This window comes from Clostridium sp. AF02-29 (assembly GCF_934835585.1).
In the GTDB taxonomy this organism is placed as follows: domain Bacteria; phylum Bacillota; class Clostridia; order Lachnospirales; family Lachnospiraceae; genus Otoolea; species Otoolea fessa.
Map to the genome: position 1 here is coordinate 12832 of NZ_CAKVZK010000031.1, position 24003 is coordinate 36834.

Genomic DNA, 24003 nt, shown 5'->3' on the forward strand with positions numbered 1-24003 from the left:
TCTTACCTTTCTTTATCCAACTAGCACTCCACCGCTACCTTAATCACTCCATCTTTCTTGTTCTCAAAAAGCTCGTATGCATCTTCGATCCGGCTAAGCGGATAGGTATGGGTAATAAGCGGTTCCGTATCGATCTTGCCCTCTGCAATGAGGCGAAGCGTCTCCTCACAGTCGCATCCATCTACACCGCCGGTTTTAAAGGTAAGATTCTTGCCATACATATCCGGAAGCGGCAGCGTCTGGGCTTCGTCATAGAGCGCTACCACTGTGACGATTGCATTAGGCCTTGCACATTCCCAGGCTAACCGGAAAGTAGAGGGGGCTCCTGCCACCTCAAGGACTACATCGGCTCCGCCATGATCACTGTTTTTCTGAACATATTCCAGACATTCCTCCGGTAAAACGGTGTATACATCTGGATAGTGCTCCTTTATAAAGCGGACGCGGTTTTCATCTTTCTCGCAGACAATAATTCGTTTCGGTTTCTTTAACATTACGCAGAGAAGGGTACAGATACCCGTCGGACCGGCACCGATGATCAAAACCGTATCTTCCTCCGTGATCTCAGAGATTCTCGCCGCCCAATAGCCGGTCGCCAGCACATCTCCCACAAACAGTGCCTGCCGGTCCGTCACTCCATCCGGAATCTTATTTAATCCCTGATCCGCAAATGGAACCCGCACATATTCGGCCTGCCCGCCGTCGATACGGCATCCCAGGGCCCAGCCGCCATTCTCGTCCGTACAGTTATTTACATATCCATTTTTACAGAAAAAGCATTCACCGCAGAAGGTCTCTACGTTTACAGTGACTCTGTCCCCCGGCTTCACATGGGTCACCGCTGACCCAACTTCTTCCACAATTCCTACCATCTCATGACCGACTGTAATTCCAAGGACCGCCCGCGGCACACTTCCGTGTTTGATATGCAGATCACTGGAACAGATGCTGGCCAGTGTTACCTTTACAATCGCATCCCGTTCGTGCATAAGCACCGGTTTTGGTTTTTCCACTAATTCAAACCTTCCCTTAGAAATATATGTATATGCCTGCATTGCTTAACCCCCTTCTTTCTATTATTCATACTGAATCCTATTATAGGCGAAACTTGGGGTTATTAGCAAGATTTGCCGTAAAAAACATGCTTCTGCTTCATTGAAACATTCCGCGTACATGATGGCTAGTTCCAACTGCTGGCAGGCTCCGGTATCATATGTCATTTTTTCAGAAGAACGAGTTGCCTGCGCAAGGTTCCATTTTTCAAGGATCACCTGCATCTGCTGGTTTGTCCGTTTCAACTCATCCGTAAGAACAGCCAGCTGGCTACGTAATTCTTTTTCCTGCTCCATGCTTTCAAGCAAGAGCTGCAGGATATCTTTTTTATTCAGTTTTGCCAGCTGTTCTTTTGATAACGCAAGTGCCATACGGACGATCAGTCTCCTTCGCTTTTATGGATCCGGTATAACAGAAGAAGCGAAAATTTCATTTGGATCAGCTGTTACAGACCTCTGCACAGGGAACTGCTTTGGCTGCGTTACTTCAACAAAGCCGCTTTCTACAAGCAGGGCCTCTTTCACTTTGCGGAGCCAGTAATAATAAGAGTCTCATGAAAGCTGATGCTGTGCACAATAATCTTTGACAGACAGACCAGATTCGTTGCGCTCCTGAATAATAGCAGCCCAGTTTTTTACACGGATCTGTGCTGTGGCAAGTTTGGTGTTCATAATTGACCTCCTAGTGTGAAAAATGGGAAAAGTGTATTGTACAACTTTTCCAACATTATCTCAAACTTGGAGGTGTAGTTCTAGAGATGTGTGGTTTACCATTTACGGTCGAAATGTTCCAAGACAAACTCAACCCAGATAAATAAGCACGACAAAAGCCCTTAGCTATGAGTTTTATACCCACAGCTAAGGGCTTTTTAGATAAATATGGATTTATTTGTTGCACAACCACCTGTCAATCATTCTCTAACCCTAAAACCACCAGATCACAAGAATAATGGCTCTCATGCAACCGTTATCAAATTGTTATCAAAAGACTTTTAAAAGTGCTGCAAACCCGCATAAACGCTGGATTTACTAAACATTTTTGTTTATTCAAACTCCCTGCAACTATAACATAATCGTTAAATATATAATTGTCTTTTGCGGATTTTTATATTTATAATATCCAAATTTCACGCCTTATTCATAGTTTCCGTTCAAACAGGTATCATACGGGTATCACGAATATTTCTCCTTAATTGCTCTATCTACATGGTGCTAGCACCATGTAATATAACCCCAAAGACTCCTTTACTCATCATTCTCATCTGACGATTTATCTACCAACTTAAGCTCTTTTTTATCAAGCCTTTCAAACCTTTTTGTTGCATAGATTAGTTCTTGCATAACCTTTATAACTTTCTTTGTCTTTAAAATATTTATGATTACATTTTCCAATTCATTTTTTGTTTCATATTCAATTATATAATTAGCATTTTCTTTCTTAAATATTTCATCTGCAATCCCTTGTTCAAGAACAATTTTGACTGGATACATTCCAATGCCATATTCAAAAAACAAAATCCTATATTTGTAGTTTTCAATTTTAGGTGCCGTCAAAAAAAATTCAAATTTAAAATTCTGATATCCTATCGCTCCAAGATTATCCTGAATATCTTTGTGTATTACTGAAGTTCCCAATGCAGAGGCAATTGACGCAAAAGCTGATAGCTGATCATAAGATTCAATAGACCCTTCATATTCCCTTACTACACCTTTGACAAATCCATTCGTAGCTTCTTCTAACTGTTTTCCCAATTCTGATATAATTGTATCTGGAGACACCGCCTGATCATCATCGTAGTTTAGAAGTCCATCAAGGTTAAAATCATGACTCATATATTTTCCTCCTTTATCTCAAAAACAATCGGCAAATGATCGCTAATATCCTTTCGAGGATGTCTAAATTTATCAACTAAAGAATACTCCTGGATTTTCACAAGAATTTTTAAACTGTTATCAACGAACCATTTCCTCATGCTTGGACGGATCATTACTTGATCATAAATATTCCAAAAAGAATTGCTAGGCTCGCTCCCATTATGATAGTATGTCCCTGGTGGATATCTGAAGTCTCCAAAAAGGTTCCACATGGGATTATAAAACATTTTAAATGTTTTACTCATAACTGTTCGACTTCCTTTTTCTGCATCCGCTCCACTAGATATACCATGAAATTTTGTTGCATTTAAACATCCTACATCATAAGGATTTTCATTTACATCTCCTAATATAATAGTATTTTCTATTTTCAATTTCATCTCTAATTCATTAATGTCTTCGACAATCCTGTCTATTACAATATTCCTTCTCTCTTGGTGATCCGAATAAATTCTACTCGGCAAATGCATTCCGCACAAAATACACTTTTTATCAATAATTTGTATTGAATAGTATTTGTTTTGATTTGCGGGCATTACTTTTTGAATAGAGCCAAACATCATAATACGATCACAACCGGAAGTCAAATATTTCTCCATGTATATACCCTTTTGAGTTAGTTCATCAATCAACTTCTGTTCATTATCTTTATATTCTGCCAACACGATTATATCTAATTCATTTTCATATATAAGATCAACAATATAATGATTTATAACCGGATTTTGATGTACATTCCAAAAAGCAAACTTCACATGTATTACTCTCTTTCATTTTTTAATCTGAATTTTAAAAACTCCTATAAGCGGCCAAGGGCAGGCGTTACCTGCCCCTATGCTTCTCTTTCCTTTTCTGCTGTTTCAGTTCAAACTGCCGCTGTTTCTCTGCTTCCCGTTGTTCCCGGCTCACAGCTTTACGTTCAGTTTTCAACTGCTCCTGCTGTAATTTCAAAGCCTGTTGCGACTTCGTTCCTATCCCGGTATTCTGTACCTGTTTCCGCACTTCTCTCTGTACCCGTTTCGGATTGCGGCCAGCTTCTTTTACATCAGTTGCCACAGCCAGACTAAATTTCAGTCGATAGTAATTTCTCAAAACAAAATCGTATACCTCATAATCTTTCGGCTCCGCCCCAAACGTAACCTTGCATACAGATAATTTTCCCTCCGATATGCGCTCAAACACACCTATCCAGAATGGTTCCTCAAAAAATACTGTCAATCTGCCCGATACTTTGTCCATGACAATTCCTCCTTAAATGATTGTATGAACAAAGAATGGACGACCCTAAGGAGGGAGGGTTACTTACACCAGATGATGCGGCCGGGCTACCTACCGGCTCTGTAAGGGATTTTCTCTTACGTTGCGTTTTTATCTTTGCTCCTTGATTTTAGCATACCATTAGCAATTTTTCCACAATAAATAAGGGACACAGCCGCCGCCATGCCCCAAATCCCTACCCTTCCAACGCTCTCTCGATTTTCTGCTTCTGCCCTTTCAAATCATTCTGCTTCTCATACAAGCTCTCACGTTCTTTACAGAGTGACTTCATGTGCTCCAACTGCGTCCGCACTCCCTCCTGGCAATCCGGCTCTATCCGCTTATATTCCCCGGTTATACTTCGTATCTCGTTATTGTTTGATTTTATCTGCTCCGACACACATATCCAGTCAATTAGATTGCGTACTTCCATATCTGTATCATACAAATCTGTTTCTGAAAGGATTTTCGCACACAGCCGAACCATAACTTTTTTCTCCATATCTGTCATTCTATCAATCCCCCCTATCTGCTCACATCAAATACACGTTTCGGACGTTTATTTTCCTTTTCTGCCCATTCCAGGGTCTTAGACCGCTCAACTATCGACTGCACCTGTTCTCTGCCGAAATAGCGTTCCAAACGCCCCAAATCTGCCGTTTTCTCCTGCAATCGGTCAATAATGTCGCTCTGCTCCATGACCTTATCTGTCAAGCGACTGATCTGCTGCTCCTGCCGGGTAACTTTTTCTTTTAGCTTCTTTCCCTGTTCTGCAAGCTGGACGCATTTAATTGTCAGTGCTTTTATCGTTTCTTTCAATTTCTCCACAAGCGGAAAAGCTTTTTTATCCTTATAAGCCTTTGCAGACATCAACGCCGCCGGTTCAGGCAGCTGCCACTTCTCGTCCTCGTCATAAGCGTGTATGTTCCGTTCCATAACCGCCTTAGACTGAACCATTTTCTCAATATCTTGTTGCAATTTCTTCTGTTGCTTCTCCAATTTCACATTATCAGACAGCAGCTTTTTCTTGTCCTCTGCCAGCGTTGTCGCCTGCTCCTTCAGCAAATCACTTGTTTCCGAAAGTTCCGACACTTCCTGCCGGATTGCTTCGTCCTTCTGCCGTATCTGCTCTGTTTCCTGCACTGCTTTTCTATGCTGAATCTGAATATCTGATAATCGCTCTTTTCCGTCAGAAATAGATTGCTCCAATTCTGCGACTTCCTTTGCCCGCTCCTTTTTCTCAAAGTCCAAAACAGATAAATGCTTTTCATGTGTGCCTTTCTTCTCCCACTCAATCCCATGTTCCAGCATGACGGCGGCAAGCTGTTCTTTCTCATAAGCCACCCACTGATTTAATTCCGTTTCCCGCCTTGTACCGCCTTTAAATCCGAGAGCAGATAACGCCTGTTTCAAAGAAACTCTTGTATCAAGTCCCCGCTTGCTTCCTGTCGTATACAGTACAAAATCTATATGCAAGTGGGGCGTTGCTTCGTCCATATGAAGATAGGCACTAAATACTCTTAACGTAGGATTTCGCCGCTGGAAATCCCGCATATATTTATCCAGCACCTTTGCCGCAAGCTGTCCGTTCTCTGTCTTTGCCCCCATGTTGTCCTTATCCCCGATTTGCAAAATAATTTCATGGAATGGCCTTTCCTGCTTGCCGGAACGGATTTTCTCATAATAATCGTCAATCCGGCGGTCACTTCTGGTCTGCTTCTCATTGTACCAGGCGAGTGCTTCATCAAATAATTCGTGATATACGTCCTTAACATTTTCATTGCAGTATTCCACGTTCAGACAGCTTCGCTCCGGGTCAGTATTCTTTGCATGGAATTTTCTGCTACATTCTGGCTGTCGTATCATATTCGCCCTCCTTTTCAAGACCGCAACAACGCAAGGTCTATATCTTTTGCAACCTTGCAGACACCAAGCCCGCAAATTCTATATACTCTGCATTGTTGCGCTGTTGCCTTATTCCGGCTTGATTTTATCCAGTTCCCAATACCACGAATTGTTTATCCGCTTTGCTCTGATACTCAATTCCTTTTTCGCATTTTCAAGCGTCCGTCTGGATATACCCTGTTCCTCTGCAAGATTGAAAATCTCATTGCTCTGCATGGCATTGTTTGTTTCTGCCACTTCCCGGAGCAGACGCTTCGCCTGTTCCAGCTTATTCGCTTTCGGAGCGATACCGCCCAACACTTCATCAGCGGTAATCTCATAATCTCCGAGCCAGTGAAAACCGTCCTCCGACAACTCAAATGCTTTCGGGTGCCCAAACGCCGCCAGATTGTTTTTTATCTGGACTACCGCCCTTATATTCGCTTCGCCCTCCACTCTGCCGACCAGCAGGACACTCCTTGCCACCGCAAAGAAATCAATGGAACCCATGCCCCGATATGCTGCCTTATTTCCAGCCGCTTTGTTCATGTGCCCTACAAGTACAATGGCACATTGATATTTCTCCGCCAGAGTCGCCAGCTTCTTTGTCATATCCCTTGCTTCATTTGCCCGGTTCATATCCATACCGCCGCCGAGATACGCCTGTATCGGGTCTAAAATCAGCAGCTTCGCCTTTGTCCTTATGACTGCTTCTTCCAGACGTTCATCTATCATGGAAAGTGATTTTATGCTCTCGTCAATGACGGAAATATTTTCACAATTTGCTCCTGCCGCTTCCAAACGGGGCTTAACCGTATCTGCAAGCCCGTCCTCCGCACTCTGGTAAATTACATTCAGCGGCTCCGTCAGTTTCATTTTGCTGTCCAGACCCTCGCCTTTTGACAGCTTCGCCGCTATGTTCAGCACAAGCGTTGTCTTACCGTCCCCCGGATCGCCTTGTACAATCGTCAGCTTTCCATAAGGGATAAACGGAAACCACAGCCACGCCACCTCCTGCGACTGTATCTCCGACATTTTAATCATCTGTAATTCTGTTCTCGTTCCTGCCATAATGTCCTCCGTTTTTGAAAAATTCGTTGTCACCGGAAGAAACCTCTGCTATACTTGAATTGTGATTGTTGATAACAGAGGTTTTCCAGTTATCACAGCCCTAACAGTTGCCGCTGTCAGGGCTTTTTTCTTCGCCTTGCCACAGATACCTTGCACCGTCCAACATCCAAAGAATTGCTTTCAGCATATCTTCATAGGCTTCCCGCAAATCTCTGATTTCTTCGGAAGTAATCCCCGGCTTTTTGCCATCAATTTGCTCCGCCAGTTCCACCAGCCGATTCTCCATTTCCTGCAACCGTTCCACAATCTGATAAACTGTTTCTTTCTTGCCTACCACGCACACCCGGTTATAAATGCAGGAACGGACAAAATAATCTTTTTTCTTCATGCCGCTTGTGAAAATCTTTGCTTCGATTTCTTCCCTCTCTCTCGGAGAGATACGGAAACTGATTGTCGGATATTTGTGTGTGCCGCTCATTCCTCTGCGCCCTCCTTAAATTCTTCATCCAGCAATTTTGCCATTTGTGTCTGTTCCGTCGGGAACATATGAGCATAGCGATAAGTAATATCCACGCTTTCATGCCCCACCCTGTTTCCGATTGATACCGCCGAAAATCCCATGCTGATAAGCAGTGATACATGAGAATGTCGCAAATCGTGGATTCTAATGCGTTTCACTCCCGCTTTTTTCGCCCCTCTTGTCATTTCATGGTGCAGAAAGCTTTTTGTCAGATGAAAGATACGGTCAGTGGGAAGAATCCCGTATAATCTGCCGATATAATCTTTCAGTTCTTCACATAAGAAATCCGGCATACTTACATTTCGTTTGCTTTTCGGGTCTGTAATTACATCTTTACCCTCCAATCGCTGATAAGATTTTGTTATCCGAATGACTTTGTTATCAAAATCAATATCCTGCGACGTGAGAGCTAACAGTTCGCCCACTCGTAAACCGCACCAGTACAATATCTGAAACGCATGATAGGAATATGGTTTGTCCTTTACCGCTTCAATGAATTTCAGATATTCCTCTTTTGTCCAGAACAACATTTCCTCCGCTTTTCCCTTTCCCAACGGCCCCGCCTTTACAACAGGATTGCTTTTCAGTTCATAGAACCGTACCGCATGATTAAACAGTGCACTCAATTCTGATTGCAGAGTTTTCAAATAAGTCGGAGCATAGGGCTTTCCTTTTTCATCACGATAGGAAATCTGTTCATTCTGCCACTGGATAATATCTTTCGGACGAATATCACGCATTTTCTTATCCTTGAAATAGGGCAGTAGCTTTGTCCTCAAGATATGCTCTTTCGTCAGCCAGGTATTGTGTTTCAGTTTCGGCTTCATATCTCTTGTGTATGCCTGAACAAATTCCTCAAAAGTCATATCCAAGTCAGCCGCTTCTTTCATACGGAAATGCCGTTCCCACTCCGTTGCTTCCCGTTTGGTCTTAAATCCCCTCTTAACTTTCCGGCAATTCTTACCAGTCCAGTCATAATAGTGAAAGGACACATACCATGTTCCCCGCTGTTCGTCTTTGTACGCCGCCATAATCTCACTCCTTTCCTAATTCGCCTGTGCCATGCCATAAAATTTTTCTTCATAGTATTTTCTGCTCACTCGTCCGGCGATTGTGGTAAAACCTTTTGCTTCCAGTTCTTCGTTCATCTGCCGCACCAGCTTATAAGCAAATGGTTTGGAAATGCCTAAGTCCTGCGCCACTTCTCCGGCTGTTACAAATAAATCATTTTTCAAATACACGTCCTCCTTTTGGATTTTTAACTTTTTTGTTAAGTTCTGTATTTTCAGTATGCTTAATATTTCTGCTATTGTCAATAGCTTTTTTGTTAAGTTTATCTTTTTTATTAAATTTAGCATTTCTGATAAGTTTTTGTTGCCGTATTATTTTAGGTATGCTACAATGTAGGAAACGGGATAACTATTTTCACAGGAGGGCTTTATGGAATACACGATACGAGAAATGACGGTAATGGAATATCCTCTATTGAATGAATTTCTATACGAAGCTATTTTTATTCCAGACGGTATAAAGCCGCCACCGAAAAATATTATCGCTTCTCCCGAATTACAAATTTATGTTGACCGCTTCGGGGCATCAAAAGCTGATTTCGCATTAGTCGCAGAAGTTGAACAAAAAATCGTTGGTGCTGTCTGGGTACGCATTATACACGATTACGGACATATTGATGATGAAACGCCCTCTCTTGCCATCTCTCTATACAAAGAATACCGGGGACAGGGGATAGGAACCGATATGATGAAAGAAATGCTATCTTTGTTGAAAACACATGGTTATAAACGTGTTTCACTTTCTGTTCAAAAGGCTAATTATGCGGCTGAAATGTATCGAAAAATCGGTTTTGATATTGTACGGGAAAACGAAGAAGAATGGATTATGGTGTGTAATTTGTAAAGTTTAAGGAAAGGACACAAAATTATGATACTGGGAGAGCGAATTAAGAGAATCCGCACATTTCGGGGATTAACACAACGAGAACTAGGATTGAAGCTGGGATATGAGGAGCGCAACGCTGATGTTCGTGTGGCACAATATGAATCCGGCTATCGTGTTCCCAAAAAAGATACTCTCATGGAAATTGCCAGGATTTTGAATGTCAACTATATCAATTTTATTATAGAAGCCCCCGGCTGCGCTGAGGACATTATGCAGACTTTTTTCTGGCTTGACGAGGACAACCGCAATACCTTTCATCTGTTTCAGCTTGTCCGCAATCCCGGCAAGTGCAACGTTTCTGATGATAAGTCTGTTCGCTATAATGATAGTGACGAATGGCCTGCTCATGCTCCTGTCGGTATGTGGATTGATTATGGTCTGGTAAATGAATTTCTGCGTGAATGGGGTTTGCGGAAAGAACAGCTAAAAAGCGGAGAGATTTCAGAGGACGAATATTTTGAATGGAAAATCAACTGGCCAGTTTCCAGCAGTAGCGTTGATGAAAAAGGAAATGACAAGAAAAATAATAGTTATCAATGGAGAAAATCATGATTTCTCATTCAAAATCTTGCTTAAAGAGTTCAACCATGTTATTATTATACAGAACATATGTTTGTTTTTAAGGGAATGGAGGATAAAAATGCTTATAGAAAACTTAACGAATTATTGTGATATGAACTATCGACAAAAATGTCTAAATGAAAATTGTGGCTATTGTAATACATCATGTTCTCATCCTACTGTTTGCCCCCAAGACTGTGAACAATGTCTAGAACAAATTCATTTTCCTTCTAGACACCCCAATGGAAGACTTGATTATACATGTAATAATGTCTTGAATTTTTATGTATGTAAATATTTCCATAAATATGCTTCTGAAATTGAATATGCTTTACATTCTATCAATAGTCTTCCATATAAAGATACATTCAATATATTATCTCTGGGATGTGGAGCATCTCCAGATTTAGCTGCTTTTGAAAACTATTTGTCAAAAAATAATTTTTGCATTCCCGTGAACTACTTAGGTATAGATATAAACCCGCTTTGGAATGACAAGCATAATTTTATTAAAGATTATTTTAAATCAACCTCATATAATCCGGAGTATATTTGCACTGATGTTTTTGAAATTTTTAAAGATCATTACACCGTTGATAAAAATCTTCTTATTTTACAATACCTCATCTCACATTTTTATAACACTGGTAAGTTGACTGCTGTAAATGAATTTTATAAAAACCTAATACAAAATGTTATTAAAAGAATGCAACCTAAATCAATAATAATTATCAATGATGTAAATAGTAATCGTCGTGGAAGAGATTTATTTTTACGATTTTCAGATACTCTATCAAAATACGGGATTCGGCACACATATTCCTGTCGATATTTTGAGTATAACATTCAAAACGAGTATCAACGTTATGGTATCAAATATCCAAGTAAAGATATATTAACTTGGCCTACACCAAATTTGGCACGTTATAATCCGTGGACGGTATGTTCAAGTGCCCAATTAATAATAGAATTGGAGTGATTTTATGATAATAAGTGCAAGTCGAAGAACTGATATCCCTGCTTTCTTTTCCGAGTGGATTATAAACCGCTTAAAAGAACAATATGCCTATGTACGAAATCCTATGAATATTCACCAAGTAAGTAAAATCAACTTATCTCCAGATGTTGTTGATTGTATTGTTTTTTGGAGCAAAAATCCTAAGCCAATAATTAATAAACTTAACGCTTTGAAAGATTATATGTACTATTTTCAATTTACACTTAACGCCTATGATAAAGATTTCGAAGAAAATCTTCCTACTTTGTCTACAAGAATTGATACTTTCCAGACATTATCCAATTATATTGGAAAAGAACGTGTCATATGGCGTTATGATCCCATTATCATTAACGAAAAATACTCTATTGATTGGCACATTGAAAGATTCAAATACCTTACAGAACAACTCTGTCTTTATACAGAAAAAGTAACCATAAGTTTTATTGATTTATATACAAAAATCTCCCATAATATCAAAGGGAAAAATATTTATGAATTATCTTATGAGCAAAAAAACACCCTTGCGAGATACTTTGCAGAAATTGCTTATTCACATAACATAGAAATAGATACCTGTGCAGAAGACATTGACTTATCTTCTTATGGCATAACTCATGCTAGATGCATCGATGACAGACTTATTTCAAAGTTACTACATTGTTCCATAGACATAGAAAAAGATAAAAACCAACGATTGGAATGTGGTTGTATTGCAAGCATTGATTTAGGTCTATATAATACTTGTCAAAATGGCTGTATATATTGTTATGCTAATCATAGTTATGCTATTCGTAAGCAAAATTTTGAAACTTATGATCCATTTTCTCCTTTACTCTGTAGTAATATAACAGAATTTGACAAAATAACAGAGCGTAAAGTCAAAAGTCAAAAAAATATGCAACTAAGTCTATTTGACATATAGGTATCAAACAGGTATCACACCACACACTAAGAGCCGGAAAGTCCGCTGTTTATGCGGCTTCCCGGCTCCCTGTTTACTATTCAAACTCAATCGTAGCCGGCGGTTTCCCCGTACAATCATACAGTACGCGGTTTACACCTTTTACCTCATTGACAATTCGGCTTGTGACTTTTCCAAGTACTTCCCACGGAAGTTCTGCGGATTCTGCGGTCATGAAGTCGGATGTGAGGACGGCACGAAGTGCGATGGCATAGTCATAGGTTCTGACATCGCCCATGCAGCCTACGGAACGCATATTGGTCAGGGCTGCAAAGTACTGACCGAGTGTGCGGTCGATACCTGCTTTTGCGATCTCCTCGCGGTAGATAGCGTCTGCATCCTGTACGATGCGTACCTTCTCTGCGGTTACCTCACCGATGATACGAACGCCAAGTCCCGGACCCGGGAACGGCTGACGGTATACCAGATTTTCCGGAATACCAAGCTCCAGACCGGCGCGGCGGACCTCATCTTTAAACAGCATACGCAGCGGCTCGATGATCTCCTTGAAATCTACGTGTTCCGGAAGTCCGCCTACGTTGTGGTGGGACTTGATAACAGCGGATTTTCCAAGACCGGACTCAATTACATCCGGGTAAATCGTACCCTGTACGAAGTAATCTACTTTGCCAATCTTCTTTGCTTCTTCCTCAAATACGCGGATGAACTCTTCGCCGATGATCTTACGCTTGCGCTCCGGATCGGTTACACCTGCCAGCTTGTCGTAGAAACGCTGCTGTGCATTGACACGGATGAAGTTCAGCTTGTACGGACCGTTCGGACCAAATACTGCCTCTACCTCGTCACCCTCGTTTTTACGAAGCAGACCGTGATCGACGAATACGCAGGTCAGCTGGTCGCCGATCGCTTTCGCCATCAGGACGCCTGCTACGGAAGAGTCTACACCGCCGGACAGAGCCAGAAGGGCACGACCATTTCCTACTTTTTTACGGATTTCTTCGATGGATTTCTCTACGAACGCATCCATCTTCCAGTCACCTGCACAATGGCAGACACTGTATACGAAGTTATGCAGCATCTTGGAGCCTTCCTGTGTATGAAGTACCTCCGGATGTGCCTGAATGCCGTACCAGCCTTTTTCTTCATTTTCCATACCTGCAATCGGGCAGACCGGAGTATGGGCTGTCACACGGAAACCTTCCGGCATCTTGGAAATATAGTCGGTATGGCTCATCCAGCATATGGTCTTCGGGGATACACCCTCATACAGCTTAGATGTTGTGTCTACCTCTACCTCAGTCTTTCCGTATTCACTGACCGGTGCTGTGGCAACCTCGCCGCCTAACAGGTAGGACATCAGCTGTGCGCCATAGCAGATACCCAGTACCGGGATTCCCAGATCAAAGATTTCCTTTGAACATCTCGGAGATTCCTCCTTGTATACACTGTTCGGTCCGCCGGTGAAAATGATACCCTTCGGGTTCATCTCTTTGATTTTTTCCAGCGGCAGGGTGTAAGGATGAACCTCACAATATACGTTACACTCTCTTACTCTTCTGGCAATCAACTGATTGTACTGTCCGCCAAAGTCCAGTACAATGATCATCTCTTTCTCCACGAGTATTCCTCCTATAATTTTATGCTGCGATCCGTACTTCATCAACTTGTAGCTTCGAATCAACTTCCAGGATTTATGGTCACACGCTTGCACAACATGTGAACTGTAACAGTCATACTGCTGCCGCAGGTAATCATTCCGTTCCAGCCCCATCGCCGCCAATCGAAAAATAACCGGTCGCAATCTGTTCAGCAGCTATACCACGTTCTCTTCCTGTCAATTCCTGTAACTTTTATTATAAAATACCCGACAATTAAAGACAAGCCATTTTTACGGTATTTTCAGGCACTTTTTCCAGAAAAATGCTTTTCGATTCAATTCAAGTCGAACATCCGTGAGACTTGGCGCGTGATTCTGGTCAGCGAAGCATCGGCAAAATCCGCTACCAGTATGATATCGTACGGAATTTTCAGTTCAGAAAATTCCTATCCGCAAGTAAAATGCATATTCTATGCAGAATCACTGCGCATCCTCGCGGAGCGTTTATCTCAATCGGAGACCTAACTCCCACTGAGACAAATTTGTTATTACTCGCCACCTAAAGAGGTGGGGCTTCTCAACTGAGAGCAAAGGATGAGAATTATTATACTATTTGCATTGTGCAGATATGCACCCCCTGCGCTTTCATCTCGGTAATTGAATTGCCGAGGATTCCCGCTTACTGTCCTAAACATTTAAATATTTCTTCACATACTTCCCCGTATACGATCCCGGCGTCGCTGCCACCTCTTCCGGTGTTCCTTTCGCAATCACGGTTCCGCCGCCCTCGCCGCCTTCCGGTCCGATGTCGATCAGGTAGTCAGCAGTTTTGATGACATCCAGGTTATGCTCAATGACAACCACGGTATTTCCACCATCCGACAAACGTCTTAATATCTCAATCAGACGGTGTACATCGGCAAAATGAAGTCCCGTAGTCGGTTCGTCCAGAATATAGATCGTCTTGCCGGTTCCACGCTTGCTCAGCTCCGTCGCCAGCTTGATTCGCTGTGCCTCACCGCCGGACAGCTCGGTGGACGGCTGTCCCAGTCGGATATAGGAAAGTCCTACATCGTAGAGTGTCGCAATCTTCCGGTGTATGGACGGCACATTTTCGAAGAATTTCATCGCCTCCTCGACCGTCATATTGAGGACATCATAGATGCTTTTCCCTTTATATTTGACCTCCAGCGTTTCCCGGTTATAGCGCTTGCCGCCGCAGACCTCACACGGCACATAGATATCCGGCAGGAAATGCATCTCGATCTTGATGATACCGTCGCCGGAGCACGCCTCACAGCGCCCGCCTTTTTTATTGAAGCTGAAACGTCCTTTATTGTAGCCTTTTGCCTTGGCATCCGTAGATGCCGCAAACAGATCCCGGATCAGATCAAATGCCCCCGTATAGGTTGCCGGATTGGAACGCGGCGTCCGCCCGATCGGAGACTGGTCGATCGCGATAATCTTATCGAGCTGCTCGACGCCCTCGATGGATTTATGTTTTCCCGGAATCGTGTGTGCTCGGTTCAGCTTCTTTGCCAGCGCTTTATAAAGAATCTCATTGACAAGTGAGCTCTTTCCCGAACCGGAAACGCCGGTGACGCAGGTCATCACGCCCAGCGGGAATTTGACGTCGATATTTTTAAGATTATTTTCTGCTGCGCCTTTCACCGTCAGCCAGCCGGCCGGTTTTCTCCGCTCGGACGGCACCGGAATCTGAATGCGCCCGCTCAAATATGCGCCGGTGATCGATTTTTCATTTTTCATGATCTCTTCCGCTGTGCCGATCGCCACGACCTCGCCGCCGTGTTCGCCCGCGCCCGGACCGATGTCCACGATACAGTCTGCCGCGCGCATCGTATCCTCGTCATGCTCAACCACCAGAACTGAATTTCCCAGATCCCGCAGGTGTTTCAGGGTATCCAGAAGCTTGTCGTTGTCCCGCTGGTGAAGTCCGATACTCGGCTCGTCCAGAATATATGCCACACCGACCAGACCGGAGCCGATCTGGGTTGCCAGGCGGATTCGCTGCGCCTCGCCGCCGGACAACGTGCCAGTCGCACGCGACAGGGAAAGGTATTCCAGACCGACATTGATAAGGAAGCTGATCCTCGCCCGAATCTCTTTCAAAATCGGCGCACCAATCGCCTGCTGCATCGGCGTCAGCTCCAGCGCATCGATAAATTCGCGGAATTTGACGATCGACATATCGGTCGCCTCGAAAATATTTTTCCCACCAACCGTGACTGCCAGAGATTCCTTCTTTAATCGCTGCCCCTTGCAGGCTGGACACGGCGTGATCCGCATAAATGTCTCATATTCCGCCTTCATTGAATCAGAGAACGTCTCACGGTATTTGCGGTTCATGCTCTGAATCAGCCCCTCAAAGGCAATATCATAAATTCCCTCGCCACGCTGTCCACGGTAATACACCTTCACAACCTTGCCGCCGGTTCCGTAAATTAAAATATCATGGATCTCCTTCGGATAATCTTCAAACGGGGTATCCAGACTGAAATCGTATTCTTTTGCCAATGCATTTAAGATCGCGCCGGAAAAGCTCGTTTTGTCCGTGCAGGACTGCCATCCCATCGCCGTGATCGCACCTTGATTGATGCTCAGGCTCTTGTCTGGAATCATCAGATCCTCGTCAAACTCCATCTTATATCCCAGACCGAAGCAGTCCGGGCACGCACCAAATGGGTTGTTGAAAGAGAAGCTGCGCGGCTCGACCTCATCCACGCTGATACCGCAGTCCGGGCAGGAGAAATTCTGGCTGAACGTCAGGGTATCGTGCTTTTCTTCGCCGTTTTCATCCCGCACCGCCGTATCGGTCAGCATCAGACCATTGGAGAGACCCATGACCGTTTCAATCGAATCCGAAAGGCGTTTCTCAATCCCCGGCTTGACCACCAGGCGATCGACCACAATCTCAATATTGTGCTTGATATTTTTATCCAGCGTGATCTCCTCGGAAAGCTCGTATAAGCTGCCGTCCACCCGCACACGGACATAGCCGCTCTTCTTTGCCTGCTCCAGCACTTTCTCGTGGCGTCCTTTCCGCCCGCGCACGACCGGGGCAAGAAGCTGGATCTTCGTGCGCTCTGGCAGCGCCATGATCTGGTCAACCATCTGATCGACCGTCTGACGGCGGATCTCACGACCGCACTTCGGGCAATGCGGAATACCGATCCGTGCGTACAAAAGACGCATATAATCATAGATCTCCGTCACTGTGCCGACCGTCGAACGCGGATTCCGGTTCGTCGATTTCTGGTCGATAGAGATCGCCGGGGACAAGCCCTCGATGCTCTCGACATCCGGCTTTTCCATCTGACCTAAGAACTGACGCGCATAGGACGACAGGGACTCCATATACCGCCGCTGCCCTTCGGCATAGATCGTGTCAAATGCCAGAGATGATTTACCCGAACCAGAAAGTCCGGTCAGGACGACCAGCTCATTTCTCGGAATATCAATGGAAATGTTTTTCAGATTGTGCTCATTGGCACCTCGTATCTTTATATATTGCTTCGCCATATCTGTACCTCAATTATCATTGACTCTGCTCTGTTTTATCATGTCGCTACTGACTTATTTTATAGTCATTATAGTCACAGTCTTCCCTGTAATTATGCTTAGTATAACACATTCCAAAAGTCTTTGCAAACATTTGTTCTGTTTGATAAAATTGAATCCGCTAAACATAGATATTCCTTGGGAATAGAAGTCAAACTTTTCATCAATTCTAATACAAAAAGGGCACCTCCATCCGACTCCAAACCTAACATGGAGACCAGACAAAAATACCCTTTCGCCCTATTTCATTTTTTCACGCATTCATTTTATTTCACGATTTTTCGTTCCCCGAAGATACACCAGCCAGTACCCGCCTCCAATCACCAACATCCCGCCGATCATATTTCCGATCGTAGCCGGAATCAGATTATTGAGAATAAAGGTTCCGATCGTCAGCCCTTCCGCTGCCAGACCGTACTCGCCCATGATCATCAGCCCCGCCGGGATGTAAAACATATTGGCGATGCAATGCTCGAAGCCGCAGAGAATGAAAATCGCCACCGGCGGATAAAGCGCCAGAATTTTGCCAGATACCTGCTCGGAGCTCATCGCCGCCCAGACTGCAATACAAACCAGCACATTACAGAGAACCGCACGGCACAGCACCTCCGGCAGAGTCAGGGTCACCTTGGAAACGGCTGTATTCAGAAGAACCTGCGCCAGATCGCCGCCGTACAGGCTTGGAATATGCCCGTAGACAAATAAAACCGCCACAAAGATCGCGCCAATCAGATTTCCCAGATAGACAAACAGAAGATTTTTAAACAGCCCGCCCACGGAAATCCGTTTCTGCAGCGCCGAGATCGTCATCAGGCAGTTCCCAGTGAAAAGTTCCGCCCCGGTGCAGACCACCAGCGCCAATCCTGCCGGGAATACGAGTGCCGAAGCAATCCGCGATGCTGAGGCATTTGTCATTGCTGCCGAGGCAACCGAAGCCCCCGCGCCTGCCAGCGCGATGAACATTCCGGCGAAAAAGCCGAGTATCAGCATATGAGACACCGGAAGTTCCGCCTTTTTTCTGCCCGTCTCCACATAATTTTCTGCAATCTGTTTCGATGCAATCATAGATTTTCCTCCCATCAGCCTTTCTATGTCAGAAATTCATTTTTCAAATTCTTCCTTTTATCTTCTGAATTTCCGAACCTGCCACATCGTTTTATAACCTTTCCTTCCATTTCAAACAGAAAAAGACGGTTTTCGTCCGATCTTTCTGTTCTATCCCTTTAAAATCTTTGACAAACAACCGTCTTTTCTATTATTTCTATATCATTTCTGATGTCGTCCTATCATCTCAAGCCGCCATCTGACATCACCTATCAAGGGCTTCCCTTATTATTTCATGTGACTACTTTTTGCAGCCCTCCCACAAATCCTATAAGTTCCCCTTCATTTTCCTACCGTTCCTCCCGGAAATAATTCTCGCCCAGATGCGCCGGGATATGTGCCCCTTTATTCTTACGCATCGACGCGATCACCAGCACCAATGCGGTGATAATGAACGGAAGGGCATCGAAAAATGCCGTCGGAATCGCATACGTGTTTTTCGGCACATAGTATTTCAGCACGCGCAGCGCCCCGAAAATAAAGGAACCGTAAATAACATTGATCGGCTTCCACGCCGCGAAGATAACGAGGGCAACGGAAATCCAGCCAAGACCGCCGACGCTGTCGCGCAGCCACACGCCGCCGTTGATGATCATCGAGCAATATGCGCCGCCGATACCGCAGATCGCACCGGATAGCAGTATATTAATGTATCTCCACTTTGTAACTTCGATACCTGCCGCATCTGCTGCGCCCGGATTTTCTCCGATCGCCTGCACATTTAAACCAACCTGTGTTTTATATAAGTAGAAACTCGCCACAATCGCGATGATGATTCCAAGATAAACGAACGGGTTATAGGAAAATAATAATTCTCCGACCACCGGCAGATCACTGAGTCCCGGGATGTGGATGTTACGCATCTGTGCCGTCACCGCATCCGGAAGTTTCAGGGTGCCGTTCTCTGATTTTTCCAGCATAAAGACGCCGATAAAATTGGCTAATCCGACACCGAAAATCGTCAGGGTCAATCCCGTTACGTTCTGATTTGCCATAAATGTGACAGTCAAAACACCGTAAATCAATGCCGACAGCATTCCAGCCACCGCCGCAGCTAACAGCGCCGCAACAAAGTTATCCGTCTGATAGCCGACCATGAATCCGGCGCACGCGCCAATCGACATCATGCCCTCGACGCCCAGATTCAGATGTCCGACCTTCTCACTCAAAATTTCGCCAACCGTGCCAAACAGGAAAGGCGTACCCGCCAATACAGCCGCCACCAGGAATTTAATTACGATCTCGCTGCTCATGCGCGTGTACCTCCTTTTCCGCGAAATACAAATTGATACCGTATAAACAGTTCACATCCCAGAATGAAGAACAGGATGATTCCCTGCAGCACATCCGCGCAGTCCGAGGACAATCCGAATGAAGACTGAACTACGCTGCTTCCTTTTTCCAGCACACTGAACAAAAAGGTAACCAGCAGAATCACCGGCGGATTCAACTGTGCCAGCCATGCCACGATGATCGCCGTAAATCCGACACCTCCGGCAACTGCCGTCGTCAGCGTGACATCCGAACCGGTCGCCTGCACCATGCCGCCGATGCCGCAGACAGCGCCGGACAGAAACATCGTCCGCAGAACCACTTTTTTTACATTCATGCCGGCATAGCGGGCTGTCTCCTGGCTCTCTCCCACGACGCTGATCTCATATCCCTGCTTGGAACGATTTAAGTAAACCGCTATCACTACCACAAGAATCAGCGCAATCACCCAGCCGAACTGGATGCCGAACACCTTATCGAGCGCCGCATTCTTATTGAAACGGGCAATCTTCGCATATCCCTGGGAACCTGGGTCACGCCATGCGCCCTCTCTCAAAAATACGATGACATTCAACGCGATATAGTTTAACATCAGCGTAAACAGCGTCTCGTTCGTATCATACCGGGTCTTAAACCACGCCGGAATGAGTCCCCACAGACCTCCGCCGATCGCGCCTGCCAGAAACATCACGATCACCAGCAGCCAGTGATTCCAGTTCGCATGGAACAGTGCAAAATACGAGGCAAAAATACCGCCCATAATGATCTGTCCCTCGGCTCCGATGTTCCAGAATTTCATTTTAAATGCCAGCGTCACGCCCAGCGACGCAATCAAAAGTGGAATCATGATTTTGACCGTCGCCTGTATCGCCATCTCGCTTCGCAGCGCTCCGGTTACAATCGTCTGATAAATGACAAATGGATTCTGCCCAATCAGCAGGATAAAGAATCCGCCTGCCACCAGAGCCAGCACGATCGCCTCCAGACGGAGGATCAATGTTTCTCTTTTTCCAAGTTCCGCCTTTTTTACAACGCGGATCCACGGTTCTTTCATGCCTGTTCCTCCTTCTTTTCGGATGCCATACTCTTATCCAGCCCCAGCTCGCCCGCCTCGGTACCGGTCATCATCAGTCCCAGCTGTTCTTTCGTGAGCTTCTTCGCATCCACGATACCCGTGATCTTTCCATGGCAGAGTACCATGATCCGGTCTGAAAGCTCCAGAAGCACATCCAAATCCTCACCGATATAGACAACCGCCACGCCCTTTTTCTTCTGCTGGTTCAGGAGGTCGTAAATCAGATAGGAAGAATTAATATCAAGCCCTCGCACCGGGTAAGCCGTGATCAGCACCTGCGGGCTCGACTCAATCTCACGTCCCAAAAGTACCTTCTGGACATTGCCCCCCGACATCATACGCACCGGCGTATCAACGCCCGGCGTCACGATTCCCAGTTCTCCGATCAGGCGTTCTGCCATCTCCCTCGCCGGTTTCCGGTCTACAAACAATCCTTTCCCTTCCGAATAGGACTTGAGCAGCATATTATCAACCATACCCATTGAAGCAACCAGTCCCATGCCGAGACGATCCTCCGGCACAAAACTCATGCTGATTCCGAGGCGGATGATCTCCGCCGGAGTCTTACCGATGATATTTTCCTTACGGTACAAAATAGCGCCCTTTTTCGCATCCATCAACCCGGTCAGCGTCTCGCAGAGTTCTTTCTGGCCGCTTCCGGCAACACCGGCAACGCCCAGAATCTCGCCTGTTTTAATCTCAAAAGAAATATCATCCAGCGCCACGCCGCCGTCACTCTTATCGACGGTCAGATCGACAATCTTCAAAATAGTCTCTCTCTTCTCCATCTCCGGGCGATCGATATTCAGGCTGATTGGTCGTCCAACCATAAGCTCCGTAAGTTTCTTCTCATCACATCCGGCGGTTTCTACCGTCTCGATGCTTTTTCCTTTTCGCAGAATCGTGACACGGTCACTGATAGAAAGGACCTCATTTAATTTATGGGTAATAATAATAATCGCACAGCCCTGTTCCCGCATCCGGCGCAGGATTTTAAACAGCCGCTCCGTCTCCTGCGGCGTCAGGACTGCCGTCGGCTCGTCCAGAATCAGGATCTGGGCGCCTCTATATAATACCTTCAGGATCTCGACCGTCTGCTTCTCGCTGACCGACATGTCGTAGACCTTTTTCTCCGGTTCAATTTCAAGTCCAAATGACTGTCCAAGCGCTTCAATTTTTTCCCGCAACGCCTTTCTTCCCAGCCGTTTTCCCTTGGTTCCCAGCACGATATTTTCCATCGCACTGAACACTTCCACCAGTTTGAAATGCTGATGAATCATACCTATTCCTAAATTTCTCGAATCTACCGGCGAATTTATGGAGACTTCTTTTCCTCCAACCAGAATCGAACCGGCATCTGGGTGGTAGATACCGGAAAGCATGTTCATGAGCGTTGTCTTACCGGAACCATTTTCTCCCAAAAGTGCCATAATCTCGCCGTACCGGACGGTCAGATCAATCTTATCGTTCGCCACGACGCTTCCGAATACTTTCGTGATCTGCCTACACTCAATGGCATACTGTTCTGTCATATCGTCACCTCAAATGAATATTTAACCAATTTTTTAATCAATTTCCTAAAAAAGAAAAAAGAGGTGCCGCAAATGAAAGTGGATCCATTTGAAGCTGCCTCCTTTTATCTGTTATATACTCTTGGAATCTGCAACACCCGGAAGCGTTTCCGAACCTGTTTCAGCATCGCTTCCAGGTATATAATTCCGTGATTATTTCTCTACGATGTTCTTGAAGTACCAGTGAATATTGCCTGTGATATCTGCATCAGACATATGCTCGCCCTCGGTGCCAACGGTGGTTCCGTCGTTGCACTCGATCACGCCGTCAAATACATCCCAGTCGCCAGACTCGATCTGCGCACGTGCCTCATCGATCTTCTCCTGCGTACCATCTACGCACAGGTCAGATAACGGGGAAATGTCTACCAGACCTTCCTCCAGACCGCCGAAGTAGTTCTCGCCTGTCCATGTACCATCAATCAGATCCTGTACAGCTTTGGTATAGTAAGCGCCCCAGTTCCAAACGGTGGAGGTCAGAACTGCCTTCGGAGCATCCTTGCTCATATCAGAGTTGTAACCAACACCAAATACGCCAGCTTCCTCAGCTGCCAGCTGCGGGTTCGGTGTATCGCAGTGCTGTCCAATGACATCACAGCCCTCGTTGATCAGGGCTACGGCTGCCTGTTTCTCACCTTCCGGATCGTACCAGCTGTTGGTGGTCTTGATGTAAACGGTTGCATCCGGGTTTACAGAATATACACCCATTGCAAATGCGTCACATCCGCCGGTAACCTCGGCATTGTCCTTGCCCCAGGCGCCGACATAACCGATCTTATTGCTCTCTGTCTTTAAACCAGCCGCGATACCAGTGAGGTAACGGGACTGATAAATCCGTCCAAAATAATTGTTAAAGTTCACACCGTTGGATTTGTAGCCGGTTGCATGGGAGAAGATAACGTCCGGATATTCTTCTGCCAGTGCCTCGCATGCATCCATGTAGCCCCAGCTTGTCGCGAAGATAATCTGGCATCCTTCCTCGACACACTCGCGCATTGCTGTCTCGATGGCAGTCTGATCATCGTCCGCTACGTTGTTCTTGCGGATAATCTGATCATCCTCCAGACCAACGGCTTTCTGCATTGCTACGATACCCTGATCATGCGTATAGCTGTAACCGGAACCATCCGCCGGATTTCCAATATGAATCACTCCGACCTTCAGATCCTCTTTAGCAACTGCCGGCATCACGCCCTCTGCTGCCTCGCCTGCTTCTGTGTCTGCCGCGTCAGCTCCCTTTTCCTCCGCTGCCTTCGTATCTGCTGTATCAGAAGACGAAGAAGAACAGCCTGCACACAGGGACAGCGCCATGGCAGCGCTCAGTAACACGCTTACTACTTTTCTCATAACATTTCCTCCTAAGAATGCCTGCGAATGCGGTTCTTTCCCTTTCTCATCGTTTGTCAGAATTCCCTCGCAGAACCTGAAATCCGAAAATAAAACCGCATTCCCGAAAATTTGGATCGATACAGAAAATATTATTGCATATTTACAGACGGTTTTCAAGGAATTTACATGATTTTTACTGTGATATTTATTAATATGGTTCTATTAGAATTTCTTATGTAATAGTCACTATATTTTATTTCTACTAATATATAAAGTTTCAACCCCATTTTCATGTTCTGGTGTTTGCGGTTGCATTCTGTCAGATCGAGTTCAAAAACATATCTTTTATTTCTTCCTTAAATTAGAAGAAATAAAAAA

At 45.0% G+C, this 24003-nt stretch carries 22 protein-coding genes; 4 read left to right on the forward strand and 18 right to left on the reverse strand.

Annotation, left to right across the window (positions count from 1 at the left end; all coding sequences use genetic code 11):
- Positions 1 to 20: 20 nt before the first annotated feature.
- From PUQ60_RS08705 to PUQ60_RS08755, 11 genes are all read right to left on the reverse strand, one after another.
- Positions 21 to 1055 carry an alcohol dehydrogenase gene (locus PUQ60_RS08705; RefSeq protein ID WP_273482927.1) on the reverse strand — a complete coding sequence of 345 codons (1035 nt, stop codon included), beginning with the start codon at positions 1053 to 1055 and terminating at the stop codon, positions 21 to 23.
- 21 nt (positions 1056 to 1076) lie between these two features.
- Positions 1077 to 1424 (reverse strand): hypothetical protein, encoded by a 348-nt coding sequence (locus PUQ60_RS08710; RefSeq protein WP_273482929.1) that lies wholly within the window; start codon positions 1422 to 1424, stop codon positions 1077 to 1079.
- Positions 1425 to 2297: 873 nt separating this feature from the next.
- Positions 2298 to 2885, reverse strand: coding sequence for a hypothetical protein (locus PUQ60_RS08715; RefSeq protein ID WP_273482930.1), 588 nt, complete (start codon positions 2883 to 2885; stop codon positions 2298 to 2300).
- Positions 2882 to 3682 carry an endonuclease/exonuclease/phosphatase gene (locus PUQ60_RS08720; protein WP_118301843.1) on the reverse strand — a complete coding sequence of 267 codons (801 nt, stop codon included), beginning with the start codon at positions 3680 to 3682 and terminating at the stop codon, positions 2882 to 2884. Before PUQ60_RS08720 ends, PUQ60_RS08715 begins: the two co-directional genes overlap by 4 nt.
- 67 nt (positions 3683 to 3749) lie before the next feature.
- On the reverse strand, positions 3750 to 4166 hold the full coding sequence (locus PUQ60_RS08725) for a YjdF family protein (protein WP_273482931.1): 417 nt from the start codon (positions 4164 to 4166) through the stop codon (positions 3750 to 3752).
- A gap of 214 nt (positions 4167 to 4380) precedes the next feature.
- Positions 4381 to 4695: a hypothetical protein gene (locus PUQ60_RS08730; protein WP_273482933.1), complete on the reverse strand. Its 315-nt coding sequence runs from the start codon at positions 4693 to 4695 to the stop codon at positions 4381 to 4383.
- Between the two features lie 14 nt (positions 4696 to 4709).
- Entirely contained in the window at positions 4710 to 6050 is a 1341-nt protein-coding gene (locus tag PUQ60_RS08735; RefSeq protein ID WP_273482934.1) for a plasmid recombination protein, read from the reverse strand.
- Positions 6051 to 6158: 108 nt separating this feature from the next.
- Complete coding sequence (locus PUQ60_RS08740) at positions 6159 to 7139, reverse strand: AAA family ATPase (RefSeq protein ID WP_118629023.1); 981 nt, start codon at positions 7137 to 7139, stop codon at positions 6159 to 6161.
- 100 nt (positions 7140 to 7239) lie between these two features.
- Positions 7240 to 7617, reverse strand: a complete 378-nt coding sequence (locus tag PUQ60_RS08745) for a hypothetical protein (RefSeq protein WP_118143265.1) — start codon at positions 7615 to 7617, stop codon at positions 7240 to 7242.
- Positions 7614 to 8690, reverse strand: a complete 1077-nt coding sequence (locus PUQ60_RS08750) for a site-specific integrase (protein WP_273419771.1) — start codon at positions 8688 to 8690, stop codon at positions 7614 to 7616. The genes PUQ60_RS08745 and PUQ60_RS08750 overlap by 4 nt, the downstream gene beginning before the upstream one ends.
- 15 nt (positions 8691 to 8705) lie before the next feature.
- Positions 8706 to 8894 carry a DNA-binding protein gene (locus PUQ60_RS08755; protein WP_273419773.1) on the reverse strand — a complete coding sequence of 63 codons (189 nt, stop codon included), beginning with the start codon at positions 8892 to 8894 and terminating at the stop codon, positions 8706 to 8708.
- A 205-nt stretch (positions 8895 to 9099) separates the two neighbouring features.
- Here PUQ60_RS08755 and PUQ60_RS08760 point away from each other — a divergent pair, with 205 nt between their 5' ends.
- From PUQ60_RS08760 to PUQ60_RS08775, 4 genes are read left to right on the forward strand one after another with little or no spacing between them, the layout of a single operon-like run.
- Positions 9100 to 9573: a GNAT family N-acetyltransferase gene (locus PUQ60_RS08760; RefSeq protein WP_118629027.1), complete on the forward strand. Its 474-nt coding sequence runs from the start codon at positions 9100 to 9102 to the stop codon at positions 9571 to 9573.
- A gap of 24 nt (positions 9574 to 9597) precedes the next feature.
- On the forward strand, positions 9598 to 10167 hold the full coding sequence (locus PUQ60_RS08765) for a helix-turn-helix transcriptional regulator (RefSeq protein WP_273419778.1): 570 nt from the start codon (positions 9598 to 9600) through the stop codon (positions 10165 to 10167).
- Positions 10073 to 11155, forward strand: a complete 1083-nt coding sequence (locus PUQ60_RS08770; RefSeq protein ID WP_273419780.1) for a hypothetical protein — start codon at positions 10073 to 10075, stop codon at positions 11153 to 11155. The genes PUQ60_RS08765 and PUQ60_RS08770 overlap by 95 nt, the downstream gene beginning before the upstream one ends.
- Positions 11156 to 11159: 4 nt before the next feature.
- The gene (locus PUQ60_RS08775) at positions 11160 to 12098 is read left to right on the forward strand and encodes a DUF1848 domain-containing protein (protein WP_087306150.1); all 939 of its coding nucleotides are present in this window, start codon (positions 11160 to 11162) and stop codon (positions 12096 to 12098) included.
- A gap of 76 nt (positions 12099 to 12174) precedes the next feature.
- On the opposite strand, the gene guaA is transcribed toward PUQ60_RS08775, so the two are convergent.
- The 7 genes from guaA to PUQ60_RS08810 all read right to left on the reverse strand — a co-directional run bounded on the left by guaA (position 12175) and on the right by PUQ60_RS08810 (position 23643).
- The gene (guaA, locus tag PUQ60_RS08780) at positions 12175 to 13716 is read right to left on the reverse strand and encodes a glutamine-hydrolyzing GMP synthase (protein WP_117796206.1); all 1542 of its coding nucleotides are present in this window, start codon (positions 13714 to 13716) and stop codon (positions 12175 to 12177) included.
- A gap of 666 nt (positions 13717 to 14382) precedes the next feature.
- A complete protein-coding gene (gene uvrA / locus PUQ60_RS08785; protein ID WP_118472205.1) occupies positions 14383 to 17235 on the reverse strand; it encodes an excinuclease ABC subunit UvrA in 2853 nt (950 codons plus the stop codon).
- 300 nt (positions 17236 to 17535) lie between these two features.
- Entirely contained in the window at positions 17536 to 18339 is an 804-nt protein-coding gene (locus PUQ60_RS08790) for a formate/nitrite transporter family protein (RefSeq protein WP_181357187.1), read from the reverse strand.
- 329 nt (positions 18340 to 18668) lie between these two features.
- Positions 18669 to 19631 (reverse strand): ABC transporter permease, encoded by a 963-nt coding sequence (locus PUQ60_RS08795; protein ID WP_022360158.1) that lies wholly within the window; start codon positions 19629 to 19631, stop codon positions 18669 to 18671.
- Positions 19628 to 20704, reverse strand: a complete 1077-nt coding sequence (locus PUQ60_RS08800) for an ABC transporter permease (RefSeq protein WP_022360157.1) — start codon at positions 20702 to 20704, stop codon at positions 19628 to 19630. The genes PUQ60_RS08795 and PUQ60_RS08800 overlap by 4 nt, the downstream gene beginning before the upstream one ends.
- Positions 20701 to 22257 carry an ABC transporter ATP-binding protein gene (locus tag PUQ60_RS08805; protein WP_273400794.1) on the reverse strand — a complete coding sequence of 519 codons (1557 nt, stop codon included), beginning with the start codon at positions 22255 to 22257 and terminating at the stop codon, positions 20701 to 20703. Before PUQ60_RS08805 ends, PUQ60_RS08800 begins: the two co-directional genes overlap by 4 nt.
- Before the next feature lie 192 nt (positions 22258 to 22449).
- Positions 22450 to 23643 carry a BMP family ABC transporter substrate-binding protein gene (locus PUQ60_RS08810; protein ID WP_118293914.1) on the reverse strand — a complete coding sequence of 398 codons (1194 nt, stop codon included), beginning with the start codon at positions 23641 to 23643 and terminating at the stop codon, positions 22450 to 22452.
- Between the last annotated feature and the right edge of the window lie 360 nt (positions 23644 to 24003).

What these genes read in the sequence shown, in the direction of transcription:
- PUQ60_RS08760 (WP_118629027.1), top strand. Translation starts at nt 9,100, where the DNA reads ATGGAATACACGATACGAGAAATGACGGTAATGGAATATCCTCTATTG.
- PUQ60_RS08705 (WP_273482927.1), bottom strand. Translation starts at nt 1,055, where the DNA reads ATGCAGGCATATACATATATTTCTAAGGGAAGGTTTGAATTAGTGGAA.
- PUQ60_RS08810 (WP_118293914.1), bottom strand. Translation starts at nt 23,643, where the DNA reads ATGAGAAAAGTAGTAAGCGTGTTACTGAGCGCTGCCATGGCGCTGTCC.
- PUQ60_RS08740 (WP_118629023.1), bottom strand. Translation starts at nt 7,139, where the DNA reads ATGGCAGGAACGAGAACAGAATTACAGATGATTAAAATGTCGGAGATA.
- PUQ60_RS08775 (WP_087306150.1), top strand. Translation starts at nt 11,160, where the DNA reads ATGATAATAAGTGCAAGTCGAAGAACTGATATCCCTGCTTTCTTTTCC.
- PUQ60_RS08725 (WP_273482931.1), bottom strand. Translation starts at nt 4,166, where the DNA reads ATGGACAAAGTATCGGGCAGATTGACAGTATTTTTTGAGGAACCATTC.
- uvrA (WP_118472205.1), bottom strand. Translation starts at nt 17,235, where the DNA reads ATGGCGAAGCAATATATAAAGATACGAGGTGCCAATGAGCACAATCTG.
- PUQ60_RS08750 (WP_273419771.1), bottom strand. Translation starts at nt 8,690, where the DNA reads ATGGCGGCGTACAAAGACGAACAGCGGGGAACATGGTATGTGTCCTTT.
- PUQ60_RS08765 (WP_273419778.1), top strand. Translation starts at nt 9,598, where the DNA reads ATGATACTGGGAGAGCGAATTAAGAGAATCCGCACATTTCGGGGATTA.
- PUQ60_RS08730 (WP_273482933.1), bottom strand. Translation starts at nt 4,695, where the DNA reads ATGACAGATATGGAGAAAAAAGTTATGGTTCGGCTGTGTGCGAAAATC.
- PUQ60_RS08715 (WP_273482930.1), bottom strand. Translation starts at nt 2,885, where the DNA reads ATGAGTCATGATTTTAACCTTGATGGACTTCTAAACTACGATGATGAT.
- PUQ60_RS08795 (WP_022360158.1), bottom strand. Translation starts at nt 19,631, where the DNA reads ATGAGCAGCGAGATCGTAATTAAATTCCTGGTGGCGGCTGTATTGGCG.
- PUQ60_RS08745 (WP_118143265.1), bottom strand. Translation starts at nt 7,617, where the DNA reads ATGAGCGGCACACACAAATATCCGACAATCAGTTTCCGTATCTCTCCG.
- PUQ60_RS08805 (WP_273400794.1), bottom strand. Translation starts at nt 22,257, where the DNA reads ATGACAGAACAGTATGCCATTGAGTGTAGGCAGATCACGAAAGTATTC.
- PUQ60_RS08800 (WP_022360157.1), bottom strand. Translation starts at nt 20,704, where the DNA reads ATGAAAGAACCGTGGATCCGCGTTGTAAAAAAGGCGGAACTTGGAAAA.
- PUQ60_RS08710 (WP_273482929.1), bottom strand. Translation starts at nt 1,424, where the DNA reads ATGGCACTTGCGTTATCAAAAGAACAGCTGGCAAAACTGAATAAAAAA.
- PUQ60_RS08735 (WP_273482934.1), bottom strand. Translation starts at nt 6,050, where the DNA reads ATGATACGACAGCCAGAATGTAGCAGAAAATTCCATGCAAAGAATACT.
- PUQ60_RS08790 (WP_181357187.1), bottom strand. Translation starts at nt 18,339, where the DNA reads ATGATTGCATCGAAACAGATTGCAGAAAATTATGTGGAGACGGGCAGA.